Here is a 25,794-nt window from a genome sequence, read left to right as displayed (position 1 = left end):
AAAGCCTCAGCCCTCTGGCTTCACCCTTACCCACAGCCAAGCCTTACTGCAGCCTCCGCTGACGCCGCAGACGTTGAAATCCAGGCCCCACTCCTTGGTCGGGATTCCGGAGAAAACGTGCCAGTCGAAGTAGTCGTCGTCGAGCAGGATCGTTATCCCCACGATGCCCACCGGGTCGTCGTTGTCCCACCCGGTGGTTTTGATCAGAATCCTCCTGTACTTCCGGGCCTCGTCGAGCGGCATTACAAAGACAGGATAGCCGTTGATGTAGGACCAGTTTATGCTTATCGCACTATCGTCGTGATACAAAAGCCTGCTGTGGTCGTTCGCCTCGACTCGTTCCCGTTGATGTTGATGTGGGGTATTACTCGCACATCCGCTGATAATGACTAATAACGTCAGGAATACAAAAATTAGAACCTTTGATGTCTCTCTCATGAAGGCGCCTCTAAATCCAAACCCTTGGAGGCAAGAAACGAAATTAGGCCCCATACAAGGGTTTGGATTTCATACAATTTGACACTCATTTTATTTAGTTATTCAATGGACAAGACTTATTAGCGGTGGGTGAAATTTTATCCCGGGTGGTAGGGTGATTGAAGCCGAGAACCTCGTCAAGACCTTTGGTTCCACTCACGCCCTTAGGGGAATCAGCTTCACGGTAAAAAATGGCGAGATATACGGCCTTCTTGGTCCCAACGGTAGTGGAAAGTCAACGACGATGAAAATCCTTGCGGGGATCCTGAGACCCACCTCCGGGAGGGTTCTCGTTGATGGTGTTAATGTATCGGAAAATCCAATCAAAGTGAAGGAAATAGTCGGCTACGTCCCCGAAACTCCCGTTCTCTATGAAAGCCTCACCCCAATCGAGTTCTTCAACTTCATCGGGAGTGTGAGACGGATTCCAGGAGAAAGGCTCAATGAGATGGTCGAGACCCTTGTGAAGGCCTTTGGGATAGAGAAATACCTCGGTGAGCTGATAGGCTCCCTCAGCTTCGGAACCAAGCAGAAGGTTTCCCTCATAAGCGCCCTCCTCCATGATCCAAAAGTCCTTATCCTTGATGAGGCCATGAACGGCCTCGACCCTAAAAGCGCTCGCATTCTCAGGGAACTTCTCCTTCAGTTCAAAGGGGAGGGCAGGAGCATTGTATTCTCCACCCACGTGCTCCAGCTGGCGGAGATGATCTGCGACCGTGTTGGCGTTATCTACAACGGCGAAATAATTGCCGAGGGAACGGTTGACGAACTCAAGAAGTTCGCCCATGAGGAGAGCTTGGAGGATGTCTTCCTCAAACTGACCGAGAGCCAGGACGAGATTTTTGCCGTAGTTCGGGCCCTCAAGGAGAGGCTTTAGGTGGGAGCATGTTCGAGGTTGTAAGGATACTCTACCGGGAGTTGCACTACAGACGGCTCAAAAGTAACCCTCAGATAGCAAGCGATCCCAAAAAGTTCGAGAAGCAGCTTAAAACCAGCGGGGACATAATCCAGGGCATTCTTTTCCAGTCCATTGTGTTCCTCTTCTTTGGTTTCATAATGGCGATGGCCATAAAATCCACCGGAGACAAAACCAAGGCAGTTATAATGTTCTCAACATACGCGATGCTTCCCTTTGTGATGGCTCTCTACACAACTGCAGTCAACGCTTCCTACACTACCTCTATGGGAATTTTTGAGCCGTTGAAGCCGCTCCCAATAAAAACCGGGGCCAGATATCTCAGCCTGCTTCTCATGATTGACAACGTTCCGGCCCTGGTCGCCATGCTTCCGTCAGTCGGGGTTTTGGCTCTCAACTACGGCCTCACAGGCATCCTGGGTCTCCTCTGGATAACCATTGGTGCGTTCCTCGGCCACGTTCTGGGTCTGATGATATTCACGTTCTTCGGCTCCGCCAGTGTCGGCGGAAGGTTCTCTAGCCTGAAGACCCTTGCGAGAACAATTGGGGTACTGCTATTCATCAGCATGTTTTACGCCCTCAACTACATCCAGGCCTACGTTTCTGAACACTATGAGGAGCTTATCCCGGTTTTTTCGCGCTATTCCATAGCATACCCGTTCTCTGTGACGTCAATACTCGAACCCATTATCTCGGTTTTAATACTGCTCGGCTACATTGCCATCCTTGCTCCCTTATACCTGGTAGTTATTCGTAGGCTGTGGGAAAGGATGGGTGAGAACCTCAAGACCTCTCGCACTGTCGTTTCCAAGTTCAGGGCCAAAATCCTGTCCCCGGTGTTGGCGCTAACCATGAAGGACCTCAGGATAATTTTCAGAAAGAGCTCCCTGCTCGTTGGGCTTTTACTTCCCCTTTTTATCGTCCTCCCGAGCGCCCTGAACCTCCTCATGGCCGGTTCCATCAGTGAATGGGCCGTTGTTTCGGTTCTCTTTATGATAGCATGGATGGCCTCCGTCGGAATTGACACTGTTCTCAAAATAGACGGCTTGGAGTTCGAGTTCCTAAGAAGCCTGCCGATAACCCTTGGTCAGTTCGTGAAGGGGAAGCTGATAACTATGAACGCAGTTCCAATATCCGCTGGAGTAGTCCTTGTGCTCGTTGCATCCTATCTCAACCCCTACCTCCTGAAACTAGTTCCCGCTGCAATAGTTCTGCCTCTTCTGACGTCATCACTGGCGATGACCTTCTTCTATCACGGGGAAAAAGAGCTATCCCTCCCGGAGACGAACTTTGGGCACGTCATAGCCCTGATGATACTCAACGGAATAACCCTAGGAATCGTTGCAGGGGTCTGGTTCCTCCTGGGCTATCCCTACGCCATGGGGCTTTCTATTTTAGGAATTTTTGTTTTCCTGAAAGCGGTTAGCAGGTGACGTGGAATATCCCGAGGACTCTTTTCTCCTTTCTTAGCTTCTCGAAGAGCTCGGCCGCCTCTGGCGTTGGTATTTCAATGATTTCTTTGTCCTTGACCAGCTCTTTGCTCTCCGGCAGAAGGGAGAGCATGCCCCAGAGGCCGGTCCCAACAACGAGAACGTCAAAGTCCTCTCTCAGGTACTTCCTTAGCTCCTCTGGATCTAGCTTGTGGCTTGTCCCGTGTTTCTCCTTGCTTATCCACTTCTTTCTCATCTCTATCCTTCCACTGGGATATATCACGATGTCGTGGGCATACTCCTTTCCATCGACGATTATCCGACCGAACTCGGGGACTTCTATCATATCCTCACCTCAGTTCAAGGGCGTCCCTCAAGATTTTCTCATGATCAAACGCCAATGGGATTTCATTAACCTCATCTATCGGGACTACCATAACGTCCTTGGCGTCGTCTCCTGCCTTCAGCTCACCGGTTCCCAGAGCAAGAAACGCCACAGTTACCGTGTGTCCTCTCGGGTCCCTGTTGGGGTCTGAGTAAACTCCAATCAGCCGCAATAGTCTGACGTCGAGCCCCGTTTCCTCCTTTGCTTCTCTTACTGCCGCATCCTCAACGGGCTCGCCGTACTCGACGAAGCCCCCCGGCAGGGCAAAGTGATCCTTAAACGGCTCATGCTTCCTCTTAATGAGCACAACACCCTCGCGGTAGAGAATTACTAAATCAACGGTTAGGCCTATGCATCTGTGAAGCTCGACCTTGAGTTCAGGATGCCTCTCGCTGAGGAACTCCTTCAGCTCCTCCCTTATGAGGAAGATATCCATTCCCTTTGGAGCTTTAACGAGGAGAACGTACCTGTCCATATCACCACCTCAGGGAAGTCCCTTCTCATAATCTTCAGCATGCTGACGTTTCATCATCGGTCGATAATAGTTTCCGCTGGGGCTTTTATAGTTTTCAATGTTAAGAAGCGTCCTCGCTCCTTTCGACTTTCACCCTCATCGCCAGCTCGTCCACATCTTCCATGGAGAAGTCGAAGCTCCTCCTCTCCAGGAACAGCCCAGTGAATGCATTTGCCCTCTTGAGCGCCTGAATGAACGGACAGCTCTTGTAGAAGTAGCTGAACGCGGCGAGAAAAACGTCCCCTGCACCGGTGGATTCCTCGACCTCAACCCTAACCGGCCGGTAGATGTACTCCCTGCCTCTCAGATACGCCCTTCCAGGTTCCGGTCCGTTGGAAGCGAGAAGAACCTCAACGTCCTCGGGCTGAAGGTTCTTGAGGTACGGAAGCTCTGATAGGTCAGCGTGGAGCACCTTGAGCTCCTTGAGGAAGGAGGTTTCCCTCTCGATAAGTTCTACCATCCCGGGCCGAGGTTTTCGGATGAGCCCCTGGACGTCGGCCGCCAGAAAGTCTGTTCTTTCCTTGAACGCTGCGACCGTTTCGGGAGGAATCTCGTTGGCAACGGGGTTGAGGATCACCATGTCATAGCGCTTATCCGGGACTTCTGTTATTTGCTCGGCCCTAGCGAGAAGCCTCAGCGTTCTCGTGTTTCCGTCCAGGTATCTGAGCTCGTAGGCAGTACTGGTTTTTGAGGAAACGACGTTGAGTTTTATTCCCATCTCTCCGAGTTCCTCGAGCCATTTCTCTGGAAAGTCTTCCCCCACGCTCGTGAGAATCTCAACGTCGCAGAACTTCGCCAACGCGAGGGCTGAGTAGTAGGCTCCTCCCCCAATTCGGATTTCGGACTTCAAACCTCTGACCACGATGTCAATGACAATGTGACCCACGAGAAGGCACTTCATTTTACCCCGCCTAACTCTGGATATAGAGAGCGCCTTAAATAAAAACCTTTTGGAAATTCACCGAAAAGTTTATAAGTGTAAAAGCGAAAAGCTTAAAAGGATATATCCTTTTGGGGTGGGGCTATGAAGCGCCTGGGCAAGGTTTCTCACTATGCAAAGCAGGGGTTCTTAATTCTGCGTACAGACTGGGTTCCATCGCTCAATGAACCGGTTGTGGATAAGAATCTCACCATGGTCGGGGTAGTGAAGGATGTTTTCGGGCCGGTTAAAAGGCCATACGTGGCCGTTAAGCCGCGTGTCAAGAACCCTGGGGAGTACGTTGGGGCTTTGCTCTACGTCGATACCAAGCGCAAAAAGACCAAGCCGAATCACGGGAAGAAGCGAAGAGCTAAGGGCGGAACGGGTAGACGCCCTGCCCCCAGAAAAAGGGGGTGAGAACTTTTGGCTGATAAGAACATCTGTCCGGTTTGTGGTTCCGATAAGCTGTTCTACGATCCGCGGAGGGGCGAGATCGTCTGTTCTGTCTGCGGTTATGTCGTTCAGCAGAATGTTATCGATGAGGGTCCTGAATGGCGCGCCTTTGACCCCGATCAAAGGACAAAGCGCGCTAGGACTGGCGCGCCCATGACATTGATGATCCACGATAAGGGCCTCTCCACCGATATAGACTGGCGCGATAGGGACATTCACGGTAACCAGATTACGGGAATGTATCGTACCAAGATGCGTAGGCTCAGGATGTGGCAGCGCAGGATGAGAATAAACGACGCCGCCGAGCGTAACTTGGCATTCGCCCTGAGCGAGCTTGACAGGATGGCTGCCCAGATGATGCTGCCGAGGCGCGTTAAGGAGGTGGCCGCCTCGCTCTACAGGAAGGCCGTCATGAGGAAGCTCATCCGCGGAAGGTCAATCGAGGGAATGGTCTCGGCTGCCCTCTATGCCGCCTGCAGGATGGAGGGCATTCCAAGGACGCTCGATGAGATTGCTGCAGTTTCGAAGGTAACCAAGAAGGAAATAGGGAGGAGCTACCGCTTTTTAGCTAGAGGTCTTGGACTGAACCTTAGGCCGACGAGTCCGATCGAGTACGTTGACCGCTTCGGCGATGCCCTCGACGTGAGTCAGAGAACCAAGAAGCGCGCCAAGGAGATACTTCAGGAGGCCATCAAGAGGGGAATAACAAGTGGAAAGGGACCAACTGGTTTAGCTGCCGCGGCTCTGTACGTTGCCTCACTCCTCGAGGGGGAGAAGAAGACCCAGCGCGAGGTAGCCGAGGTAGCTCACGTGACCGAAGTTACTGTCAGGAATCGCTACAAGGAGCTCGTCGAGAAGCTCGGCATAAACGTCCCGATCTGAGGGATGGCCTTGCTGATAGCGGTGATGAGCGACACACACTACGGCGACAAGACAAGAAATTTCCCTTCCCTTCTTTTCCGAGAGCTTGAGAAGAGAGGGCCAGACCTTATTCTTCACGCCGGCGACGTTACTTCTCCGGGACTCCTCGAAAGGCTGGAGGAGTTTGCCCCTGTAATTGCAGTCAGGGGAAATGCCGACCGCCTAGGACTGCCTGAGGAGCAGGTCGTTGATGCTGAGGACGTTAAAATCGGCCTTCTGCATGGTCATCAATTCTTCGGTCTCAATGCGCAGTTCTTGACCCTTAAGGCCCTTGACATGGAGGCTGATGTACTTATTTTTGGCCATACTCATATGTATTATTATGACACATACTCGATTCACGGCCAGAAGGTTGCCCTTCTCAATCCGGGTTCTCCGACTTTCCCGAGAATGGACTCGGCAGGTTTTGCCTTTATCAAAGTGGAGGGCGATAAAGTCTCGGTGGAGCGCGTTAAGTTCTGGTAGAAAAGTCGAAAAGCAAGAAGAAAGGCCTTCAGGCCTTGATGGCGAGCTTGATGTCTTCGGCCTTGACGGTCTTCCTGCCAGCGTGGTGGGCAAGGTCGACCGCCTTCTTGGCGATCTCGAGGGCCTTCTCCTCAAGGTGCTCGGCGAGGAGCTTGGCAGCGCCAGCCTTCCTTATCAACCTGTCAACTGGGGCAATCGGCAACTCAGCCATTTTCCCAACCTCCTAAACGTTGTTTTGCAGGCATCTGCGTTCTATTCTAAGAACAAGGAGCTATATAAACTTTTCGGAAATGGGGCACTCTGGAGGCAATACTCGGCCATTTTTCAGTGGGGTATTGAGAAATTGGGCATCATTGGGTCTGTGACTTATAAACGGCTCAATACTAACTTCAGGGCGAAGTTTCGAAAGTCGATTTTAGGCCTTTAAATCAGGTTTACCTACTGCTTGTTGTTCTGATTTCCCAAAAGGGGATGGGAGTTTGGGTCGCTGGCGAAGGAAAAGCGCCCTTAATACGCACATAGAGGCATCAATGTCCCAAAATTGAACCATAGCATTTTTATAGGGATTTATGCAACCTTTAGGTTACCAAGGAGGTGAAAGGATGGTAGAGAAGTTTGACAAGATATATGACTACTACGTGGACAAGAGCTACGAACCCAACAAGAAGAGGGACATCATAGCCGTATTCCGCATAACCCCTGCTGAGGGATATACCATCGAGCAGGTGGCCGGAGGTGTGGCCGCCGAAAGCTCGACGGGAACTTGGACGACGCTCTACAACTGGTACGAGGAGGAGCGCTGGGCCGACCTTTCAGCTAAGGCCTATGACTTCATTGACATGGGTGACGGCTCATGGATAGTTAAGATCGCTTATCCGTTCCACGCCTTCGAGGAGGCCAACCTTCCGGGACTTCTCGCGAGCATAGCCGGAAACGTCTTTGGAATGAGGCGTGCCAAGGGGCTGCGCCTTGAGGACATGTACTTCCCGGAGAAGCTCATCAGAGAGTTCAGCGGTCCGGCTTTTGGTATCGAGGGCGTCAGGAAGATGCTTGAGATCAAGGACCGGCCCATCTACGGTGTCGTTCCCAAGCCGAAGGTCGGCTACTCCCCGGAGGAGTTTGAGAAGCTTTCCTATGAGCTTCTTCTCAATGGGGCCGACTACATGAAGGACGACGAGAACCTCACCAGCCCATGGTACAACCGCTTTGAGGAGAGGGCTGAGACCATCGCCAAGATCATCGAGAAGGTCGAGAGCGAGACCGGCGAGAAGAAGACTTGGTTCGCCAACATAACAGCTGACGTTAGGGAGATGGAGCGCAGGCTGGAAATCTTGGCTGACCTCGGCCTCAAGCACGCGATGGTTGACGTCGTCATAACCGGTTGGGGAGCCCTTGAATACATCCGCGACCTCGCGGCAGACTACGGTCTGGCCATTCACGGCCACAGGGCAATGCACGCGACCTTCACTAGGAACCCCTACCACGGCATCTCGATGTTCGTCCTGGCGAAGCTCTACAGGCTCATCGGTATCGACCAGCTCCACGTTGGAACCGCTGGAGCTGGCAAGCTTGAGGGTGGCAAGTGGGACGTCATACAGAACGCCAGAATCCTTAGGGAGGAGCACTACAAGCCCGACGAGAACGACGTCTTCCACCTGGAGCAGAAGTTCTACAGCATAAAGCCAGCCTTCCCGACCAGCTCAGGCGGCCTGCACCCGGGCAACCTGCCGATAGTCATAGACGCCCTTGGAACCGACATAGTCCTCCAGCTCGGCGGTGGAACCCTCGGCCATCCGGACGGGCCTGCCGCTGGAGCGAGAGCAGTGAGGCAGGCTATCGATGCCCTCGTCCAGGGTATACCGCTCGACGAGTACGCCAAGACCCACAAGGAGCTCGCAAGGGCATTGGAGAAGTGGGGCCACGTCACCCCAATCTGACCGCTCTGACGGCTTTTTCTTCCCATTTTCGTCTTCCGTTCAACTTTTCTTCCGCAGGTAATTTTAACCCCAAGGTTCTTGGTTCTTCGGTGAGACCATGCATCCGGGAGGGTTCTTGGAAGTCATCACGGGTCCAATGTTTGCGGGTAAAACAACGGAGCTGATTAAGCGCATAGAACGCCAGATGTTTGCAAAAAGAAAGGCAGCGCTCTTCAAACCTGCCATAGACAACAGGTACAGCGAGGATGAGATCGTTGCCCACAACGGGCTGCGTTACGAGGCTTTTGTCATACCGGCGGATGAAGAGGGTGTGAGAAAGATAGAGGAAATAACCAAGAGGGAGAACTTTGAGGTCATAGGAATTGACGAGGTGCAGTTCTTTCCGATGATCATTGTTGAAACACTCAACAGGCTTGCCGACGATGGTGTTTACGTCATAGCGAGTGGCCTGAACCTCGACTTCAAGGGAGACCCGTTCCCTGTAACTAGGGAACTTCTTGTCAGGGCTGACAACATAGTCTACCTAACCGCTGTCTGCACTGTCTGTGGGAGGCCTGCGACCCGAAGTCAGAGGCTTATCGATGGAAAGCCTGCTCCCAGGGATTCCCCGGTAATTCTCGTTGGAGGAAGGGAGAGCTACGAGGCTAGATGCAGGCTCCATCACGAGGTTCCTTAGCTCGTCAGCACTTTGCTCCAGGTGTTGATGTCTTTGAGTCCGTGGCCGGTTGCGATGATAACTACGCTTTCGCCTTTGTCTATTATTCCCTCTTCCCTCATTTTCTGAGCAAGAGCCAGGGAGGTTGCGGAGGAGGGCTCAACAAAGAGTCCTTCCCTTCCGAGGAGAAGGCCAGCAGCGGCTGTTTCTTCATTGGTAACTGTATCGAGGTATCCGTTGCTCTCCTTTACTGCCTTGAGAACGTTTTCTCCATCAACTGGGGCCTTGACGGCTATTGCACTGGCGATTGTTGGGACCTTTTTTGTTATCTTTTCAATGGGTTTGCCGGTCTTCCAAGCTCTAACTATTGAGTCATAGCCCTCAATTTGGACGCCCGCTATCCTTGGAAGCTCACTGATGAGGCCAATCCGATAAAACTCTTTTAGGCCCTTCCAGATTGCCCTGAGGTGTGTTCCGGCTCCTATGGGCACTACTATCCAGTCGGGGACGTTGAAGTGGAGTTGATCGATGATTTCAAAGCCCGTCGTCTTCTGTCCCTCGACACGGTAGTGGTAGTTGCCGGTCAGGTAGTAGCCCTCCTCAAGCGCCCTTCTCTCTGCCTCTGCCAGCGCTTCATCGTACGTCTTTCCGAAAACCTCAACGTTTGCTCCATACATCTTGGCCTGGACGAGCTTGCCCTCTGGGGTTCCCTCGGGAACTACTATAGTGACTTTGAGGCCAGCTTTTGCCCCGTATGCACTTATTGACGCTGCCATGTTGCCGGTTGAAGCTACTATCACTTTCTGCGCGTGAAATTCAAGGGCTTTTGTAATTTCGACGCTTGAGCCTCTGTCTTTAAAAGCTCCAGTCGGGTTCTCGCCTTCGTTCTTGATGTACAGCTTCGAGATGCCTATTTTTTCCTCAAGCCTTTTTGCCCTGTAAAGTCTTGTACCGCCTTCATTGAGCGTAACCGCTTTTTTAAGATTTGAGACTGGAAGGAACATCCAGTACTTCCAGACGTGCGGATGCTCCCTGAACCAGGGGTCGTTATCCTGGATGAGGTCTGCTATATCGTCGTAATGATAGCAAACATCTAGGGGTGAACCACATTTGGTGCACTTATAAACTCCACATGCTAGGGAGTACTCCTCACCACACTTTGTGCAGACAAGCTTCGCTGCGAACATTGGGACCACCGCTGGTAATTCTTTCGATGTCTTTTAAAGTTGGGCATCCAAACCGAAAAGCTTAAAGTGGCCTTTTCTTACATTAAGTTAGGGAAAGATAAGGGGGTGAGAGCATGGAGTCAAATAAGAACATGGGACGATTGCTTGACATACTAGGAAACGAGACGCGAAGAAGGATACTCATCCTGCTCACCAGGAGGCCGTACTTTGTGAGCGAGCTTAGTCAGGAGCTTGGTGTTGGCCAGAAGGCCGTTTTGGAGCACCTCAGAATACTTGAGAGTGCGGGACTGATCGAAGGTAGGGTGGAGAAGATCCCGCGTGGCAGACCGAGGAAGTACTACACGATAAAGCGCGGCTTCCGTTTAGAGGTTCTCCTGACGCCGTATGCCTTTGGAACAGAGATGTACGAGCCAAAGGCGCCAAGGCCCACCCGTGAGTATGCTCAGGCGAGGGCGCTGATAAAGTCTACCGAGCCAGTGGAGGACAAGATTAGAGAGCTCGTGATGTTCCTCGCCGAGATTCAGGAAAGGATTGAGGAGCTCATAATGACAAAGCAGGAGCTTGAAGAGGTCCGCCTTATCACCGAGACTTACATAGAGAATCTCCTGCGGAGAATAGCCCAGGAGAACGAGCGCGAATTCGAGAGACTCATGCGCGAGTTTGGCCCGAGGCTCCCTAGGAAGATACTGGAAGACCTCGACGACTTTTAGAAAGCGGCTGGAGAAGGAGAAAGTTAAAGCTCAGAAAAACGAGGGATAGGGCATTCAGAGCATCTTGCCCTCTTCTTTCATTCTCACGAGCCTGGTGATGTAGCCCGCTATCCTGTTCCTGATGGTCTTACTGGTAACGTTGGTCAGCTCCCCGACCTTCTTCTTGTTGTGCTCGAAGTCCTTGGTGAACTGGTCTGGATAGCGGTCAAAGAGCTCCCTTGCAACCCTCTTAATGAACGTCTGCCTGATGTTTCCCATCATCAATCCCCCCGTTAGCTTGAGTTTGACAACCATATGCCCAATCTCGAAAGCCGTTTTAAAACTTTTCCCCGGCTCAGGCTTATAAACCCTCTCTCAAAACCTGAACCATGCTCAGGGAAATCATCCGCTGCCGGGGTCACGAGAACGTTAGGGCCACTCACAAGTCCACGCTTGAGTTTACAAAGGAGGACTACCTGACCCCGAGAGGAGATTGCATACTCTGTATTGAAGCTGACAAAGGAATAAACGACCTGAGTGAGGAGTTTAAGCGAGCGCTGAAAGAAGGAAAGAGGCTCCTCATAAGGATAAAAATCGCTGACCTTATCGACGAAGTTCTCGCCGAGGGGAGCCCCAGGCTGATTCTCGAACATCCCTACTCCATGGTCGTCAGGAAGAGCGACTACATCGATGGAAGAACCCTTGCGATAAAAGCGAACAAAGCCGCTAGAGACATAGACAGGCGCATCGTTGAGCTTCTAAAGAACCCAAAAACTGTTGCTGAGATAGAGCTGATTATCCTCGACTGAGGGTATCCTGTGCTTCTTTCTCCATGCTCTAGCACTGGGAATAAACCTTTAAATACTCTTGGCTATTTTATTAACTTTTGGTGATGAAAATGCTCGAAGGGTACTACATAGTTGAAAACTCTGGCGTTGTCCTGCCGAAAGGAGGTTCCGCTTTAAGGATCTCAAGGCCTGGGGCTACGACCTCCACCTCGGAACGATAGAAAGTGAAAGGGCTTACTTTGTCTCAAAGGCTGGCCGGTTGCGGGGGAAGGAAATGATGATTGGAGACACTAAGACCATCGCCTTCGAAATAATGAACACCGCCCTCAAAGCGGCTGATCCTTATATGGCAGTGAAAAACTCCCTCGGCTTTGATGGGGAGTGGCTGATTGTTAAAGAGGAGAAATTTAGGGTTTCTGGAAAAATTTACCTCCTCGCTTTCGGCAAGGCTGCCTGTGCGATGGCTAAAGCTGCTTATGAGGTTCTCGGTGAGAAGATAGCGGAAGGCCTCATCGTCACAAAATATGGATACGCTGCAAATTGCGTGGACGACCCGAAAATTACGGTAATCGAGGCGGGTCATCCAGTTCCCGACGAGAACTCTATGAGGGGCGCACTGGCTGGCGTTGAGCTCGCGGAAAAAGTTGGGGAGGAGGATTTACTTCTTGTCCTGATTTCAGGTGGAGGTTCGGCTCTCTTTACTCTCCCCGAGGACGGCATAAGCCTTGACGACAAGATACAGACGAACGAGCTTCTTTTGAAAAGTGGGGCGAAGATTTACGAGATAAACACCGTCAGGAAGCACATCTCAAAGGTGAAGGGCGGAAAACTGGCAAAGCTTGTGAAGGGGACGGTTGTAAGTTTAATCCTCTCGGACGTTGTCGGCGACCCCTTGGAGGCCATTGCCTCTGGATCAACTGTGAGCGACCCCACAACTTTTGAAGATGCCCACAGGGCTCTGAGGCTCTACGGTGTGTGGAACAAGCTCCCGGAGGGTGTTAGGGAGCACATAGAAAAAGGCCTCCAGGGGGAAGCAGAGGAGACCCTCAAAGAAGATCTGCCCAACGTTCACAACTTCATAGTGGGGAGCGGGGCTATAGCGTGTGAGGCCGCAAAGAGAAAGGCCGAAGAGCTCGGTTTTAATGCCCACATCCTGACGACCACCCCTGAAGGCGAGGCAAGGGAGGTAGCGCTCGCAATCGGCTCGCTGATTCAGGAGATAGCCTCGAGAAACCGGCCCTTTGAGAGGCCCGCTGTTCTGATAGCCGGCGGTGAGTGGACAGTCACGATTGAAGGGGAAGCTGGTCTCGGCGGCCCGAACCAGGAGTTCGCGCTGAGCATAGCGAGGAAGATAGCTGGCTTAAACGCCGTAGTTTTGGCTCTTGACACCGACGGAACCGACGGTCTCACCGATGCCGCCGGGGGAATTGTTGACGGATCCACCCTTGAAAATCTCAAAACGGCTGGAATAGATGTGGAGGAAGTCCTTAAGAAACACGACGCCTACAGGGCCCTCGAAAAAGTAGGTGCGCTCCTCAAAACCGGCCCGACCAGGACGAACGTCAACTCGCTGGTGATAGTGGTGATTCCGTAGAAGATATAAATCCTTCCGCTGAACTCTAGAGGGTGAAATCATGAACCGTATATCTCGAAGGGAGCTGATAAGAAAGGCTTGGCATATCTCACCGGGAATACTTGGTGCTCCAATAATAGTCTTCACGCCAAGGTGGGTAACGCTCTTGGTGGTGTGGGGTTTAGCATTCCTCTACACTCTCCAGCATCTCAAGCTCAGGAGGAGCTGGCGCTTTACCGTCCCTGTAGCAGACCTGAGCTACCGCCAGATGGCGAGGGAGGACGAAGCCGACAACTATCTGGGGAGCTTCCTCTTCTGGGTTACGATGGCGATGATATGTTCAATCTTTCCGAAGATAGCCGCCCTCTCGGCACTGTGGGTCTCGACCTTCGGCGACTGCTTCAATGCAATAATCGGCCAGGCGGTTGGTGGCCCGAAGATTCCGTGGAATAGAAGAAAAACCATCATTGGAAGTGCCACAATGTTCGGTGTATCTCTGGTCATGCTGGTTTTTGCCCACAGAGTCCTTGGTATGCAGTATTCCCTCCCGTTCCTGGGACTGGTGGCTATGATTGCGGTATTTCTGGAGAGCCTCCCCATCCCGTCGGCCTACGACGAGTTCACGGTTCCATTTGCAACTGCCCTCCTGATATGGCTCGCCTATGGTGGAGAACTGCTTGGTGTGACGTGGTGATCAGAGCGGAACGAACTCCCACCCCTCCCTGTGGGTCTCTACCCCCTCCGCTCGAACCTTCAGCGCCTTTATCTCCTTTTTCAGCGCTCCTATGAAGCTCTCAAACTTCTCGTTGTCGGTCAGGACCTCATAGCTCTCGGAATACTCCTCCATCAAAAGTCTCTCAAACTCCCTCCCGGCAGCGCGGAGGTTGAGAACTTCGAAGAAGTAGTAGTCAGCCAAGCCCCGTGTCTCCTCTACGATGGTTCTGACATCGGTAACTCCTGGGATTATTGGGCTCACGAAGACGTAGGTTCTTACGCTCTCATCGTAAAGCGTCTGGAGCGCGTTTACTCTCGCCTTATGCAGAGGTGCCAGCGGTTCAAAGAGCCTCTTTTCCCTCCCATCAACGCCGTTAATCGTCAGGCCAACTTCTATCGAGCGGAACTCCCGGAATAAGTCTATGTCGCGGGTGACCAACGGTGACCTCGTCAATATGGACAGCTCGTTTCTCTTGTCCATGTAGCGGAGAACCCGCCTAGTTAGCTTCAGTTCAGCTTCTATTGGCTGGTAGGGGTCGCTGACGGTTGACATCACAACGCTCCCTTGCACCCGCTTTCTGGCGAACTCTGGTGCGTTGGTCTTTACCTCTACCCAGCTCCCCCACTCCCCGTAGTCCCTCCACCGGCACAGAAACTTGGCGTAGCAGTACCTGCAGGCGAAGGCACAGCCGACGTACTGGTTCACCGTCCAGTTAACTCCTGGAATCTTCGAGCGGGTGTAGATGCTCTTGGCTTTTCTCTTGAGAACCTCAACTTTCATAAGCTCAGCTTCTTACTTTTCCTTAAAAGGTGAGCGGGATGGACTACGAGCTCCGCGTGAGGCCGGTGAAGTACGCCCGGCTTGAGGTCAGGCCGGATGGAAAGGTAGTTGTTACGGCCCCGTTCGGCTTTGACGTTGATTCCTTTATTGAGAATCACAGGAAGTGGCTTGAGAAAAAACTTGCTGAGGTTGAAAAAGCCCGGAAAGAGGCGGAAAAGGGTTTTCCCCTCGACGGCAGGTTCTACCACGTCATCCATGGTAGAAAGCCGAAGATACACGACCGGTTCGGGACGGTCGTCCTCCCTCCGATGCCCGAACAGATGATCTCGCTCCTCAGAGAGCGCCTCAGGAGGGAACTCCACGAGCTTATCGGTGAGTACTCCCGGAAGATGGGCGTCGAACCCGGAAAGATCTACGTGAGGCTCGGCAGGAGCAAGTGGGGAAGCTGCTCTTCGAGGAAAAACCTGAGCTTCAACCTCCGTCTCATAGTCGTTCCGGAAAATCTGAAGCGATACGTTGTTGTTCACGAGCTTGCTCACCTGAGGTATCCCAACCACTCAAAGGCCTTCTGGGAACTCGTCGGAAGGTTTTATCCTGACTACAAAACCGCCAGAAGGGAGCTCAAACACTGGTGGCGCGTGGTTGAGCTGAACGAATACTGGCGCTGGCTGGAGGGAAGGGAATGAAAAAGGGAAATATTCTCAAGCTTCTCGCATTGATGGCGGACGAACTTATTGTGGCCGTTCTGCTCTTAATCGTCCTCCCCGCAATGGGCATAAACGTTCCCACCAGGGGTGTGCTGGTTATCTTGGGAGTACTCCTGATCAAGGACATAGTCATCGTCCCGTTCCTTCTCAATACCTTCGACAGAAAGGTGGAAGTCGGCGTTGAGGTGTTGATAGGCAGGCCTGCAGTGGTTGTTGAGGATTTAACGTCCGAAGGTCTTGTCAAGCTCGAAGGCGAGCTCTGGAAGGCAGAATGCATAAATGGAACTGCCAGGAGGGGTGAGGAAGTGAAAGTCGTTGCCGTTGAGGGCACTAAGGTTCTCGTGGAATGCCCAGAGTAGAGAGAACCATCGCGACTTCCTCTGGTCTGTTCGTTGTGAAGGAAACGCTCCAGCCATGTTTCTGGCGTATCGTGACGCAGCCTTTGGCGGGAAGGTTGAAGTGTATCATTCCGTAGCACAGGGTCCAGCTCTTACCAACTCTAAAGCTCGCGATGTTCTCCAATGAGATCGTCTTTCTGATCAAGAGCCCCACAACACCACGTATCCTCAGCTCACGGTCGTCTATCTCAATCCTAATTGCCATGACGTCCAGCAGGATTATAAGAGCCCCGATGGTGGAGGCCACCATTATCTCGAACCCTTCTCCGGCTTGGTACGTCTGGTACGTTCCCCAGAGCATTGCCGCCATGGGGAGGACCATCAGAAGCTGGAACATCCTGCTCGATACAGTTTCTTCGTAAAGGGGCATCTTCCCACCGAAGGAACTTTCCCGTTACCCCTTTAAAGGTTCACTTCCAGGTTTCTCCGGTGGTAGCATGGTAAGGGTAATGCCCGTCGACAGACTGACTGATGACGACATTAAGGAGATACTTACCAAGTAAAGGAGGATAGCTCTCGTTGGAGCTTCCCCGAAGCCGGAGCGCGATGCGAACGACGTCATGCGCTATCTGCTTGAACATGACTACGAGGTCTATCCGGTGAACCCGCGCTACGAGGAGGTCCTCGGCAGGAAGTGCTATCTGAGCGTTCTTGACATTCCCGATGATATTGAAATCGTCGACCTCTTCGTCAGACCGGAGTTCACGATGGACTACGTTGAGCAGGCGATAGAGAAGGGCGCCAAGGTCGTCTGGTTCCAGTTTAGAACCTACAACAGGGATGCCTTCAAAAAGGCGAAAGAAGCGGGACTTATAGCAGTTGCCCACCGTTACATAAAGCAGGAGCACGTGAGGCTGCTCGGGGATTAACCTCTGTATCTCAGCACATGAATGTCTCTGACCAGCTTGTGCCTCTTTTCATAGTCAGTGTATTTGCCCAGGACCTCAAAGCCGAGTTTCCCGAGCCACTTCCTGTCTTTTCTATAGATTCCACCGCTGGAAAGCCTGTAGGCTGGGAAGACGAAGACAACCTTTCCGTTCCTCTTGAGAATCTCACTGAAGCTCTCGAAGACCGGATAATAAAAGCGGTCAAGCTCGTTGGCGAGCTTTATCGCCTCCCCTCTGCTCGGGTTCCTCTTGAGGGGCTTGCCGAGGTAGGGTTCCGTGACTATGGCGTCAAACCTTGCCCTGAGGCACCTCTTCAGCTTCCTAGCATCGCAGACTTCAAGATGGGCCGAGTTCTTAAGGTGGAACTCCTTCCTAAGCCACGCTAAGTTTTTCTTGGCGTCTCTAATGGCTTTCTCGTCCCTGTCGCTTCCGTAAGCTGAAAGCCCCTGGAGGACGAACTCTTGGATTATCGTTCCTATGCCACAGAAGGGGTCGAGGAAGTTGCCTTTTCTCACCTCGCTCAGGTTCACCATTATCCTCGCCAGTCTGGGTGGAATGGAGAGTATCGGCCTCTGAATCGGCCTTTCGACGTCAAGCTTTTTCAGCTCAAAGGGGTCAGTGACCTTAATAGTCTCTCCAACCCAGAGACTCTCGCCGAAGAGGAATACAAAGTCCTTAGTTTCTGGAAATCCCTTGAGGATGAGCTCGGCCGGCATGGCGTAAACTTTGGCCGGCTTGAAGAACTTTGAGGGACCTTCGACTTTGAACTCCTTCTTTATCTCGCTCCCAAGCTTCCGCCAGAGCTTCCAGTCGCTCTTCCCGTAGAGGCTCACTGTGAAAAGCTTTGAGTATTCAAACTCCCGTATAGTTCCCTCTCCCTCACCAAGTATCTTAACCAGCTTCAGCGAGCCTCCGAGCCACCTAAAATATCTTTCTACGTTGGGATCAGCCTCGAAAACCAGCCAGTCCCTCCCGCTCTCGACTGGCCTAACCTTTAGATGAAACCTCCTCGCGAAGGAGTGAAACTCTGCCTCGCTGAGACGGGGATTCTTACCGAATATTACTGCGTACATGGTCTCTTCATGGAGTCAAACTCTTAAAAAAGTTCCGAGGGTTAGGTTTAATAACATCGAACGTGTATTTTTGGTGAAATGAGCCCCGGGTAATTTACTCTTACGGGTGAAGGATATGCTAGTTAAGGAGATACTCGACTCTGTTGAAATAATTCAGGATCCCTATATCAAATCGATTACCTACGCTAAAATCGGCGAGAGGCTGGCAAAGGCGAAGGACAACAACTACAAGACTGCCTTTTTGAGGGCCGTGGAGACTACAAAGGAAATCGACGAGCCTGTTAAAATGTTCCGAGCACTTCTCTCGGTTGGCTACTCTCTCAGCAAGGCTGGCCTCAAATCCGCCAAGAGGATATACCAAGAGGTCCTCGAGGATTCCCGCGTTCTTCCAGCTCCTCAGCGGGATTTAATAATGCAGAGCGCTGCCACTTACATGCTTTTCCTCGGCGAAATAGGTGAGGCCGTGACGTATGCCCTCGAAATCAGCAATAGGAAGCTTAGGAACGAGGTTTTACTAGAAATAATACGCACTAACACCCGGATGATTGGAAAAGAGCAGCTGAAAGTCGCTTATCGCCTCAGGAGAAGTAAGCTTGCCCTGGAGTATATTGATTCTGAACCCTACCGCTCCAAGGCCCTTCTCGAGCTGATTAAGGCCTATATGATTCTTGGAAGCTATGAGAACGGGATAGCCCTCATCAGAGCAATCAGTGTTAAAGAGTGGGCCAGGCAGGCCTTTAAGGAGGTCTCCTTCTACCTGAAGGATAAGGAGGTTCTTGGCCATTACATAGATTCTCTCGAGGAGGTGGCCAACGAGCTCATAGACCGCTTTGGGAAGGAGTTCACTGTGGAGCTTGCCCTTGCCTTTGCCCTCACCGGAGAGGGTGTTCCGGCTGTCAAGCTCATCAGGCGTCTCGAGGACAGTGAGTCGCTTCTCGTGAAGATGGCTCTGGAACTTCTGGAAAGAGACCATGACGTTCTCCCCAAGTTCATATCCGCGCTGAATGAAGAGGAAGCGGATGCTGTTGGTAAGGCTGTGATGAACAGAATCCTCGAGAGGCCGGAAAAGGGGAGCTGGGAAATCGTTAAGGCAATAGGGAAGAGCACACCAAGCGAAGAAGTATGGGCCAAGATAGCCCGCTACTACGTCCTCGTTGGGAAGCTCGAGGGAGCAATGAAAGTTGGGACCCTCATCCAGGACAGAAAGCTTCGCTCAATAGTGATGGCGGACATAGCCCATCATCTGGTCAAGAATGGCGAGGTTGAGAAGGCCATTGACACCGCCGTTGAAGTCAGGGATCCAAGGTTCTCTTCGATACTCATCTCGGAGATACTCATCAAAGCGCTTGAGCGTGAGCTTCCGGGGAGGGTTAGGTCATGGAACGGCTCAAAGCACTGATCGGGCGGAAGGAGAGTAAAGTCGAGTTCATAGGCGACCTCATAACCCTTCTCTTAACCGACAATAATGTTTACTCGGACGAACTTCTGTTCAGGGACGCCGTCGAGGAGATATACAACACGCTGCGCTCGGAGGTTATTGATAACGGCAGAATCGAGCTCGTTGGGGCTTATGAGAAGGCAGTCCTTTTAAGGGCCGTAGTCTCTGGGGATATTAAAAGTCCGGAGGAAGTCCTTATTGATATCCGGAAGAACCTCCGCGTGGTGAAGTGAATGCTCTTCGAGATTGAGGTGCCCACGAAGGAGAGATTTCAGATAATAGACATAACGAAGGAGATTCAGCACCTCGTCTGGAGGAGTGACGTCACGAGCGGCATCGTTGTTGTTTTTACCAAGCACACGACGACGGGCCTCTTCATAAATGAGAATGAGGAGAGGCTCCTCCAGGATATAAAGGCCAAGATGAAGGAATTTGTCCCTAAAGGGGCCGGCTACGGTCATGACTCAATAGATAGCAACGCCCATTCCCATATAAGGGCGAGCCTCTTCCTCAGCCCAGAGATCGTCGTGCCCATAGACGAGGGAGAGCTCCTGCTTGGAACTTGGCAGAGGATACTCTTCGTCGAGCTCGATGGGCCAAGACACAGAAAAGTTCTGGTAAAGATATGCAAGTGCTGATCAGACGTACTGGGCGTAATAGGCTAACGCCTTCAGCAGATCGTTGAAGCCCTCATAGGTGACCAGCGAGAGAGGGATGGCCTCCTGTTCAAGGCGCTTCTTTATTATCCTTCTCAGCTCCTCGACCCGCTCCCTTGGGACAAGGTCTATCTTGTTGATGACCACTATTATTGGCTTCTCGTATCTGAACTTGAGCATGTGGTGGAGCTTTTCCATACCCCTGTGGAGGCCGACCGTCGCATCAACCATGTGGATGACGATGTCCGATGATATTATCTCCTCTATAATCTCCCTGAACTTTTCCTCACTGAGGACCTTCCCTCTGAGCTCCCTCTGTGGATCGAAGAGTCCGGCCGTGTCTATGAGGACAAACTCATCTGCACCGCCCATCGGGTTCTTCATGCTCTTCGGTATCTTCAGCTTGCCGAAGCGCCGTCTTATGGTTCCCTTTGTAGTTCCTGGAAGGTTCTCCACCTCTGAAATTTTGCCTCCAATGAGGGCGTTCATGAGCGTTGATTTACCGACGTTTTCGGCTCCTATAATCGCAACCTTTATCATATCCTCACCCCACAGATAGTACTCGAAGTCGGGCTATAAAGGTGATGAAGTATGCCCAAGAGGATGAAACTCGGTCATCATTATTATTACATCGTTACGGTTGATGAGCTCCATGCCAGGGGTTTCAGGGGCAAGAACGTTGTCATCGAGGGTACTATTGAGGACAAGCCTTTGATTGAGTTCCTCCCCATGGAACTTCCTGGATACAGAGCCACGTTTAAAGTTTCCGGCATCAGGGTCGAGTTCTCCGGAAGCCCATGTCTGGGTAAAGGGGAGTGGGTGAGGGTTTACGGAAGGTTCTTGGGCGACTGCATAATGGCGAGCGCGATAGAGACCGAAAAAGCCGTTTTCATCACGGAGGAGTGAGCATGCTCGATCTGTTTTTTGAAGCAGGGAACCTCAAGAAGCTGCCGAGAACAGGCTGGCTTCTGAGGGGTGTTTCAAATCCGGAGAGCATAGCTGACCACAGCTACCGTGTGGCCCTGATAACCCTTTTCCTGGCAGATTCTTTGAAGGAAAATGGGATTGAGATAGATGTTGAGCGGGCCCTCAAGATAGCAATACTCCACGATCTGGCAGAGGCAAGAATAACGGACGTTCCCCTAACTGCTCAGTACTACCTCGATAAGGGGAAAGCTGAGAAGAAAGCTGCAATGGAGATGTTCATTAAGGCCGGATCCCTGGCAAAGGAGTACTTCAGGCTCTGGCGCGAGTACGAGGAAGGGCTCAGCCTTGAGGGCAGACTCGTTAAGTTCGCCGACAAGCTGGAGATGTTGATTCAGGCACTGGAATACGAGCGGGCGGGCTTTAAGAATCTCGACGAGTTCTGGAGCGCTCTTGAAAAGTTGAGGGAGAGCGAGTTTTACGAGTACTTCAAAGAGTTGGTGGAAGGGCTTGCAAGGCTGCACAAACAAAAACTTTAACGTCTCTGTTTGCTTAAACATTTTAAATAATCGCTTTTAGGCATTCCTCTGATAGTTTCAGTGAAATGTGGAGTCCAGTTGAAGAGTTCTATCTTTAAGCTCTTTGTATGTTGGTGATAGGAATTGAAAAAAGGAAAGAGATCTACGTGAGCCTCAATGAGAGCGCCCTTCGTGTCTTCTGAGCTTGTCTTTAATTTCCACGGGCAGTTTATCGTAGAACTCCTCCAACACTTCAATGAGCTTTACGAGTTCTTCCGCAGTTAGAACCGTCGTCTTCGGTCCGATTTCGACCACAAGAGCGTCGTATTCATCCGGAGAAACTTCCTCCAGCTCGTCGAGGTGCTCGTCCTTCCTCGGAATCAGGTTTATCTCTCCCACCTGTCGCGATTTCTTGATGTCGAGTTCCCACTCCTCGATGGGCATTTCCTTTGGACAGTCGAGCCTCTCGACGAGTATTTTGATGTCGGCTATTGGCGTTCCGTCGTGGGCGTCAATCCAGTCTATGTACAGCCTGTTTCCTTTTATTCTATGGATTTTGACCGCATAAATTGCCAGAGGGTTTGGCCTAATGGGAGAGCGGGTGGCGAAGACGCCCTTGAGGGGATTTTTAGTGTTGTTGTAGGGATGAACTTTCAAGACGCTCTTCCGTTCGGGCGTGTCGCTTTCATGGAACCAGAGGATGAGCTTTATCCAATCTCCCTCTCGAAGCCCTTCTACGGCTTCGCTGAACTCGGGATAGAGTTCAAGCCAAGTTTTCTCGTTTTCTTTCCTGACTCTGCCAACGGGAATAATCTTAAGGGACCCAAAGTCCATAACACCACCAGAATAAGAAAAGAAGAGGGAGTTAAAACGCTTTACGGAAGGAGATCGTTGGTAAAGCCGTCCACGATGACTGGTGTCTGTTGCTCGCAGTTGGCTAGGGTGTAGTCAAAGGCCTCCTCGACGGTGACGTCCGGGGTGGTGGGGTCTCCATCGTGGTCGTAGACATCAGCGTAGCCGTAGTTTATGCCCTCAAGGAAGAAGTAGTACGTGAACTGGCCGTGCTGCCATTCAGAGCTCTCAAGTGAGAACTCCCTCTCTCCGGAAGCCATGACCACAATCCTACCCTCGGCAGCTAGGTCGGTCATTCCTCCGGAGTAGCAGCTGTCGAAGATGAATATTATCCTGTCGGTTGGGAAGTCCTCGAACCACGCTTTGAGCTGGCCGTCCCATATAAGGATGAAGCTTCCGTCTGGATTGCCGTCATGGGTAACGAGTGCTTCGTCGATTATTTCATCATCTCCATCCTCTGCCCTTCCGTTTGAACCGTGTCCGCTGAAGTAGAAGACAACCTCATCGCCAGGCTGAACCTTTGATTTAAGCTCCATGACTGCGTTATATATGTTGTAGAAGCTAGCGTCCATGTTTAGAAGTAATATTATGTTCTCTGGTTTGAACCCATAGACGTTAATCAGAGTGTCATAGACAAGCTGAGCGTCATCGTCAGTATACTGAAGGTCGCTTGAAGTACCTGGGTAATCGGCGATGCCTATGACTATCGCGTACTTCTCTCCCTCGACGGGGGCTCCAAGAATGCCCGTAGCTGTCGTTGTGACACTGGTTCCACCGCCTTGTCCGCCCCGGAATCCTGCGGCCCTTGGAATATAGTCTACGGTCATTTTATATCCTATCTTTACGTCCTCTGCATAGAGTGGCTTGGAGTAGTCTATGCCGTGCCTCTGCTGGACAGAGGCAGCCATGGGTAGACTAAGCAGTACTACTAACACCACGAATATGGTTGAAAACTTCTTCATGGGTACCACCGCAGCGGGATATGGATTTATGTATAAAAGATTTTCCTCAGATTTTGCCTTGATGGCAGCCCTTATCGTTACAAGTAGCAACAAAAGAGTTTTCAAAAATGAATAAAATTCGGCAGGGCTTCTGTATTATCTGTGTGAGTAAAAATCAACGTTGCCCCTTATGTGCCGTGTTCCCAGCTCTCAAGGTACTTTCTCTGCTCCTGCGTGAGTTTTTCAATCTCGATGCCCATTGCCTTGAGTTTAATCCTCGCTACCATCTCATCTATCTCTCTTGGGAGCACATAGACTTTGGGCTCAAGCTTCTCGTGGTTATTTCTGATATATTCGGCCGCCTTAGCTTGCAGAGCAAAGCTCATATCCATTATCTCGGCAGGGTGGCCATCTGCCGCAGCCAGATTGACGAGTCTACCCTCCGCGAGGAGATAGAGCCTTCTTCCATCGGCGAGCTTGTACTCGGTGATGTTTGGCCTCGGCTGGTTTATCTCTACAGCCAGTGCCTCTAGGTCGGGTTTGCTTATCTCAACGTCGAAATGGCCGGCGTTGGCAAGGATAACACCGTCCTTCATGAGTTCGAAGTGTTCTTTGCGGATACAGTTGATGTCTCCGGTTGCCGTAATGAAGATATCGCCAATTTTTGCAGCCTCGAGCATGTTCGTGACCATGAAGCCGTCCATTCTTGCCTCGAGAGCCCTGATCGGGTCAACTTCGACAACGATAACGGTTGCTCCGAGTCCCCGGGCTCTCATAGCTATGCCTCTTCCGCACCAGCCATAGCCGACAACGACGACATTTTTCCCGGCTATAAGCAGGTTGGTAGTTCTTAGTATGCCATCCCACGTGGACTGGCCCGTTCCGTAGCGGTTGTCGAAGAGATATTTGGTGTAGCTATCGTTCACAGCTATTATCGGGAACCTCAGCACGCCGTCCTTCTCCATTGCGCGGAGTCTTATAACGCCGGTCGTAGTCTCTTCACTGGCACCCCAAACCTCGTCTATCAGCTCCGTCCTTTCGCGGTGGACAACGCTTATCATGTCTGCCCCATCGTCTATTATTATGTTCGGCCTAATATCCAGCGCTCTATGCATGTTCTCGTAGTACTCCTCCCGGCTCTCGCCCCTCACCGCGTAGACCTTAACGCCAGCCTTGGCCAAAGCCGCAACAACGTCATCTTGGGTTGAAAGTGGATTGCTCGCCGCGGCCGAAACTTCTGCACCGGCTGCCTTGAGGGTGAGCAGTAAAAATGCCGTTTTCATTTCGAGGTGGAGTGTTGCCGCGATTCTAACCCCTTTGAAGGGCTGCCTCTTCTCGAAATCATTCCTTATGTTCTGGAGAACCGGCATAAAGCGTGATACCCAGTCTATCTTTTTCTCCCCGCTGGGTGCCAGGTTGATGTCCTTGACGCAGTAATCCTTCGTGCAGTCCATCGTTATCACCGCAGGGTTTTAATCCTTTAACGTTAAAAGTCCATTGGTGGTTCCATGATAATCGACCTTTCCCTTTCCCTCTCCGAGGAGACCCGGGTTTATCCTGGAGACCCGGAGGTACGGATAAAGCCCTGGGCGGTTATAGAACGTGACGGCTACTACATGAACGTCTTAAAGCTGGGTGAGCACAGCGGGACCCATGTCGATGCGCCGGCGCACTTCATACCTGGGGGAAAAACAGTTGATGAGCTTCCCCTTGAGAAGTTTATGGGCCCCGGTCTCGTTATCGATGTCCGGAGCGGTGAAGGACTGGTAGGGCTTGAAGAGGTGCCTGACTCTGGATTCCTGGGGAGGATCGTTCTGTTTCTCACTGGAGGAAGGGAATTATCACCTGAAGTCGCCCTGTTCCTTGTTGCGGAGGGGGCTAGAGCTGTTGGAACAGATGCCATGAGCATAGGGGATGATGCCGTGCACAGGATACTCCTCAGTGAGGAGGTACCTATCTTCGAGAACCTTACCAATCTCGAGCTTTTGGTGGGGGAAGAGTTCACATTCATAGCATTTCCACTGAAAGTTAGGACGGGTTCGGGTAGTCCAGTCCGAGCAGTTGCTATAACCAAATAAGTCCATGCTGATATCTGTTTGGCCTTCCACATCTCAGCCGTTTTCTAGATTTGGCGGTGAATCCTTGATTTTTAAACGCAGCTAAACATTGAGAAACCTTTGTTAACAGTTACTGGATAAAAATCTGATCTCAACACTTTTTTCTAAACAATGGGTAACACAACTGGACGATTTCCTTAAAAAAGCTTAAATATATCCTTTTTCATAAAGATAACTGGGGTGAAGTGTTATGATAGGAAAGAAAGTCCTTGCAATCCTGTTCGGATTGCTGATGTTAGCAATGCCAGTAAGCTTCACAGGCGTCAGCGCGGCCACCGAAAGCGTCACAGTGATACTCGTCAGCGACAACGCTGCAGATAAGTGTATAGCGGAGTACTTGGCCAACGAGACGGGTGCGGTTGTTGTGATGACTACGTGGGGTGTTTACGATCCGAACGTAACTGCTGAGATTATGAGCTACGCTCCGGATGAGGTCATAATAATAGGTGGTCCTGAGGCAGTGGTGGAGGAGTACGTTA

General features: G+C 51.5%; 33 protein-coding genes and 3 pseudogenes. 22 read left to right on the top strand and 14 right to left on the bottom strand.

Features of this window, described 5'->3' with window-relative positions:
- Positions 1-6: 6 nt before the first annotated feature.
- Positions 7-309 (bottom strand): hypothetical protein, encoded by a 303-nt coding sequence (locus tag E3E33_RS06805; protein WP_167711323.1) that lies wholly within the window; start codon positions 307-309, stop codon positions 7-9.
- 283 nt (positions 310-592) lie between these two features.
- On the opposite strand from E3E33_RS06805, the gene E3E33_RS06800 reads away from it, so the two are divergent.
- Both E3E33_RS06800 and E3E33_RS06795 read left to right on the top strand, forming a co-directional pair.
- Positions 593-1,354, top strand: a complete 762-nt coding sequence (locus E3E33_RS06800) for an ABC transporter ATP-binding protein (RefSeq protein ID WP_167711372.1) — start codon at positions 593-595, stop codon at positions 1,352-1,354.
- An 8-nt stretch (positions 1,355-1,362) separates the two neighbouring features.
- Complete coding sequence (locus E3E33_RS06795; RefSeq protein WP_167711373.1) at positions 1,363-2,826, top strand: hypothetical protein; 1,464 nt, start codon at positions 1,363-1,365, stop codon at positions 2,824-2,826.
- Here E3E33_RS06795 and E3E33_RS06790 read toward each other — a convergent pair.
- The 3 genes from E3E33_RS06790 to E3E33_RS06780 form a co-directional block, all read right to left on the bottom strand.
- Complete coding sequence (locus E3E33_RS06790) at positions 2,816-3,169, bottom strand: Mth938-like domain-containing protein (protein ID WP_167711374.1); 354 nt, start codon at positions 3,167-3,169, stop codon at positions 2,816-2,818. The two genes, E3E33_RS06795 and E3E33_RS06790, sit on opposite strands and share 11 nt — an antisense overlap.
- A gap of 4 nt (positions 3,170-3,173) precedes the next feature.
- Entirely contained in the window at positions 3,174-3,683 is a 510-nt protein-coding gene (locus E3E33_RS06785) for an NUDIX hydrolase (protein WP_167711375.1), read from the bottom strand.
- Positions 3,684-3,783: 100 nt separating this feature from the next.
- Entirely contained in the window at positions 3,784-4,623 is an 840-nt protein-coding gene (locus E3E33_RS06780) for a carbohydrate kinase (RefSeq protein ID WP_167711376.1), read from the bottom strand.
- 123 nt (positions 4,624-4,746) lie between these two features.
- Between E3E33_RS06780 and E3E33_RS06775 the strand changes: the two genes are divergently transcribed.
- From E3E33_RS06775 to E3E33_RS06765, 3 genes are read left to right on the top strand one after another with little or no spacing between them, the layout of a single operon-like run.
- Entirely contained in the window at positions 4,747-5,058 is a 312-nt protein-coding gene (locus E3E33_RS06775) for a Gar1/Naf1 family protein (RefSeq protein ID WP_012572198.1), read from the top strand.
- 6 nt (positions 5,059-5,064) lie between these two features.
- On the top strand, positions 5,065-5,976 hold the full coding sequence (locus tag E3E33_RS06770) for a transcription initiation factor IIB (protein ID WP_167711377.1): 912 nt from the start codon (positions 5,065-5,067) through the stop codon (positions 5,974-5,976).
- A 9-nt stretch (positions 5,977-5,985) separates the two neighbouring features.
- On the top strand, positions 5,986-6,480 hold the full coding sequence (locus tag E3E33_RS06765) for a metallophosphoesterase (protein ID WP_167711400.1): 495 nt from the start codon (positions 5,986-5,988) through the stop codon (positions 6,478-6,480).
- Between the two features lie 28 nt (positions 6,481-6,508).
- Here the strand turns inward: E3E33_RS06765 and E3E33_RS06760 are convergent, their stop codons facing one another.
- Positions 6,509-6,691, bottom strand: coding sequence for a histone family protein (locus E3E33_RS06760; protein ID WP_167731674.1), 183 nt, complete (start codon positions 6,689-6,691; stop codon positions 6,509-6,511).
- A 391-nt stretch (positions 6,692-7,082) separates the two neighbouring features.
- On the opposite strand from E3E33_RS06760, the gene rbcL reads away from it, so the two are divergent.
- Together rbcL and E3E33_RS06750 are read left to right on the top strand one after the other, a co-directional pair.
- Positions 7,083-8,417, top strand: a complete 1,335-nt coding sequence (rbcL, locus tag E3E33_RS06755; RefSeq protein WP_012572194.1) for a type III ribulose-bisphosphate carboxylase — start codon at positions 7,083-7,085, stop codon at positions 8,415-8,417.
- A 97-nt stretch (positions 8,418-8,514) separates the two neighbouring features.
- Positions 8,515-9,093: a thymidine kinase gene (locus tag E3E33_RS06750; protein ID WP_167711378.1), complete on the top strand. Its 579-nt coding sequence runs from the start codon at positions 8,515-8,517 to the stop codon at positions 9,091-9,093.
- On the opposite strand, the gene thrC is transcribed toward E3E33_RS06750, so the two are convergent.
- Positions 9,090-10,259 (bottom strand): threonine synthase, encoded by a 1,170-nt coding sequence (gene thrC, locus E3E33_RS06745; RefSeq protein WP_167711401.1) that lies wholly within the window; start codon positions 10,257-10,259, stop codon positions 9,090-9,092. The two genes, E3E33_RS06750 and thrC, sit on opposite strands and share 4 nt — an antisense overlap.
- Before the next feature lie 113 nt (positions 10,260-10,372).
- Between thrC and E3E33_RS06740 the strand changes: the two genes are divergently transcribed.
- Positions 10,373-10,969: an ArsR family transcriptional regulator gene (locus E3E33_RS06740; protein ID WP_012572191.1), complete on the top strand. Its 597-nt coding sequence runs from the start codon at positions 10,373-10,375 to the stop codon at positions 10,967-10,969.
- Positions 10,970-11,023: 54 nt separating this feature from the next.
- Here the strand turns inward: E3E33_RS06740 and E3E33_RS06735 are convergent, their stop codons facing one another.
- On the bottom strand, positions 11,024-11,227 hold the full coding sequence (locus tag E3E33_RS06735; protein WP_012572190.1) for a 30S ribosomal protein S17e: 204 nt from the start codon (positions 11,225-11,227) through the stop codon (positions 11,024-11,026).
- A 110-nt stretch (positions 11,228-11,337) separates the two neighbouring features.
- Between E3E33_RS06735 and E3E33_RS06730 the strand changes: the two genes are divergently transcribed.
- The 4 genes and pseudogenes from E3E33_RS06730 to E3E33_RS06715 all read left to right on the top strand — a co-directional run bounded on the left by E3E33_RS06730 (position 11,338) and on the right by E3E33_RS06715 (position 14,003).
- The gene (locus E3E33_RS06730; RefSeq protein ID WP_012572189.1) at positions 11,338-11,757 is read left to right on the top strand and encodes a DUF371 domain-containing protein; all 420 of its coding nucleotides are present in this window, start codon (positions 11,338-11,340) and stop codon (positions 11,755-11,757) included.
- 89 nt (positions 11,758-11,846) lie between these two features.
- A pseudogene (locus tag E3E33_RS06725) lies at positions 11,847-12,046 on the top strand (UPF0128 family protein); the annotation flags it as partial.
- Positions 12,047-12,049: 3 nt separating this feature from the next.
- Positions 12,050-13,330 carry a glycerate kinase gene (locus tag E3E33_RS06720; RefSeq protein ID WP_370519871.1) on the top strand — a complete coding sequence of 427 codons (1,281 nt, stop codon included), beginning with the start codon at positions 12,050-12,052 and terminating at the stop codon, positions 13,328-13,330.
- 40 nt (positions 13,331-13,370) lie between these two features.
- Complete coding sequence (locus tag E3E33_RS06715) at positions 13,371-14,003, top strand: diacylglycerol/polyprenol kinase family protein (RefSeq protein ID WP_167711379.1); 633 nt, start codon at positions 13,371-13,373, stop codon at positions 14,001-14,003.
- Here E3E33_RS06715 and E3E33_RS06710 read toward each other — a convergent pair whose 3' ends face one another.
- Positions 14,004-14,804: a radical SAM protein gene (locus tag E3E33_RS06710; RefSeq protein WP_167711380.1), complete on the bottom strand. Its 801-nt coding sequence runs from the start codon at positions 14,802-14,804 to the stop codon at positions 14,004-14,006. It lies immediately after the preceding gene.
- Positions 14,805-14,842: 38 nt separating this feature from the next.
- On the opposite strand from E3E33_RS06710, the gene E3E33_RS06705 reads away from it, so the two are divergent.
- Both E3E33_RS06705 and E3E33_RS06700 read left to right on the top strand, forming a co-directional pair.
- Complete coding sequence (locus E3E33_RS06705; protein ID WP_167711381.1) at positions 14,843-15,490, top strand: M48 family metallopeptidase; 648 nt, start codon at positions 14,843-14,845, stop codon at positions 15,488-15,490.
- A complete protein-coding gene (locus E3E33_RS06700) occupies positions 15,487-15,870 on the top strand; it encodes an NfeD family protein (RefSeq protein ID WP_167711382.1) in 384 nt (127 codons plus the stop codon). The genes E3E33_RS06705 and E3E33_RS06700 overlap by 4 nt, the downstream gene beginning before the upstream one ends.
- Here E3E33_RS06700 and E3E33_RS06695 read toward each other — a convergent pair.
- The gene (locus E3E33_RS06695; protein ID WP_167711383.1) at positions 15,842-16,279 is read right to left on the bottom strand and encodes a hypothetical protein; all 438 of its coding nucleotides are present in this window, start codon (positions 16,277-16,279) and stop codon (positions 15,842-15,844) included. The genes E3E33_RS06700 and E3E33_RS06695 overlap by 29 nt on opposite strands.
- A gap of 67 nt (positions 16,280-16,346) precedes the next feature.
- On the opposite strand from E3E33_RS06695, the pseudogene E3E33_RS06690 reads away from it, so the two are divergent.
- Positions 16,347-16,778: pseudogene (locus E3E33_RS06690) on the top strand (CoA-binding protein).
- On the opposite strand, the gene E3E33_RS06685 reads toward E3E33_RS06690, so the two are convergent.
- Positions 16,775-17,869, bottom strand: coding sequence for a TRM11 family methyltransferase (locus tag E3E33_RS06685; RefSeq protein WP_167711384.1), 1,095 nt, complete (start codon positions 17,867-17,869; stop codon positions 16,775-16,777). The pseudogene E3E33_RS06690 and the gene E3E33_RS06685 sit on opposite strands and share 4 nt — an antisense overlap.
- 115 nt (positions 17,870-17,984) lie before the next feature.
- Here E3E33_RS06685 and E3E33_RS06680 point away from each other — a divergent pair, with 115 nt between their 5' ends.
- From E3E33_RS06680 to E3E33_RS06670, 3 genes are read left to right on the top strand one after another with little or no spacing between them, the layout of a single operon-like run.
- Positions 17,985-19,268, top strand: coding sequence for a prenyltransferase (locus E3E33_RS06680; protein ID WP_167711385.1), 1,284 nt, complete (start codon positions 17,985-17,987; stop codon positions 19,266-19,268).
- The gene (locus E3E33_RS06675; protein ID WP_167711386.1) at positions 19,247-19,540 is read left to right on the top strand and encodes a hypothetical protein; all 294 of its coding nucleotides are present in this window, start codon (positions 19,247-19,249) and stop codon (positions 19,538-19,540) included. The genes E3E33_RS06680 and E3E33_RS06675 overlap by 22 nt, the downstream gene beginning before the upstream one ends.
- Complete coding sequence (locus E3E33_RS06670) at positions 19,541-19,945, top strand: secondary thiamine-phosphate synthase enzyme YjbQ (protein WP_167711387.1); 405 nt, start codon at positions 19,541-19,543, stop codon at positions 19,943-19,945. It begins immediately after the preceding gene.
- Here the strand turns inward: E3E33_RS06670 and E3E33_RS06665 are convergent, their stop codons facing one another.
- A complete protein-coding gene (locus E3E33_RS06665; RefSeq protein ID WP_167711388.1) occupies positions 19,946-20,503 on the bottom strand; it encodes an Era-like GTP-binding protein in 558 nt (185 codons plus the stop codon).
- Between the two features lie 51 nt (positions 20,504-20,554).
- Here E3E33_RS06665 and E3E33_RS06660 point away from each other — a divergent pair, with 51 nt between their 5' ends.
- Positions 20,555-20,869: a hypothetical protein gene (locus E3E33_RS06660; RefSeq protein ID WP_012572176.1), complete on the top strand. Its 315-nt coding sequence runs from the start codon at positions 20,555-20,557 to the stop codon at positions 20,867-20,869.
- Between the two features lie 2 nt (positions 20,870-20,871).
- The gene (locus tag E3E33_RS06655; RefSeq protein ID WP_167711389.1) at positions 20,872-21,426 is read left to right on the top strand and encodes an HD family hydrolase; all 555 of its coding nucleotides are present in this window, start codon (positions 20,872-20,874) and stop codon (positions 21,424-21,426) included.
- A 153-nt stretch (positions 21,427-21,579) separates the two neighbouring features.
- Here the strand turns inward: E3E33_RS06655 and tsaA are convergent, their stop codons facing one another.
- From tsaA to E3E33_RS06640, 3 genes are all read right to left on the bottom strand, one after another.
- Complete coding sequence (gene tsaA / locus E3E33_RS06650) at positions 21,580-22,239, bottom strand: tRNA (N6-threonylcarbamoyladenosine(37)-N6)-methyltransferase TrmO (protein WP_012572174.1); 660 nt, start codon at positions 22,237-22,239, stop codon at positions 21,580-21,582.
- A 41-nt stretch (positions 22,240-22,280) separates the two neighbouring features.
- Positions 22,281-23,219: a caspase family protein gene (locus E3E33_RS06645; protein ID WP_012572173.1), complete on the bottom strand. Its 939-nt coding sequence runs from the start codon at positions 23,217-23,219 to the stop codon at positions 22,281-22,283.
- 167 nt (positions 23,220-23,386) lie between these two features.
- Positions 23,387-24,652: an adenosylhomocysteinase gene (locus tag E3E33_RS06640; RefSeq protein WP_167711390.1), complete on the bottom strand. Its 1,266-nt coding sequence runs from the start codon at positions 24,650-24,652 to the stop codon at positions 23,387-23,389.
- Between the two features lie 54 nt (positions 24,653-24,706).
- On the opposite strand from E3E33_RS06640, the gene E3E33_RS06635 reads away from it, so the two are divergent.
- On the top strand, positions 24,707-25,276 hold the full coding sequence (locus E3E33_RS06635) for a cyclase family protein (protein WP_012572171.1): 570 nt from the start codon (positions 24,707-24,709) through the stop codon (positions 25,274-25,276).
- 229 nt (positions 25,277-25,505) lie between these two features.
- Positions 25,506-25,794: pseudogene (locus tag E3E33_RS06630) on the top strand (cell wall-binding repeat 2 family protein); the annotation flags it as partial.

Source organism: Thermococcus sp. GR5 (assembly GCF_012027535.1).
Taxonomy (GTDB): Archaea; Methanobacteriota_B; Thermococci; order Thermococcales; family Thermococcaceae; genus Thermococcus; species Thermococcus onnurineus.
The sequence above is the reverse complement of the archived record's forward strand: the minus strand, read 5'-3'. Positions and strand labels throughout refer to the sequence as shown.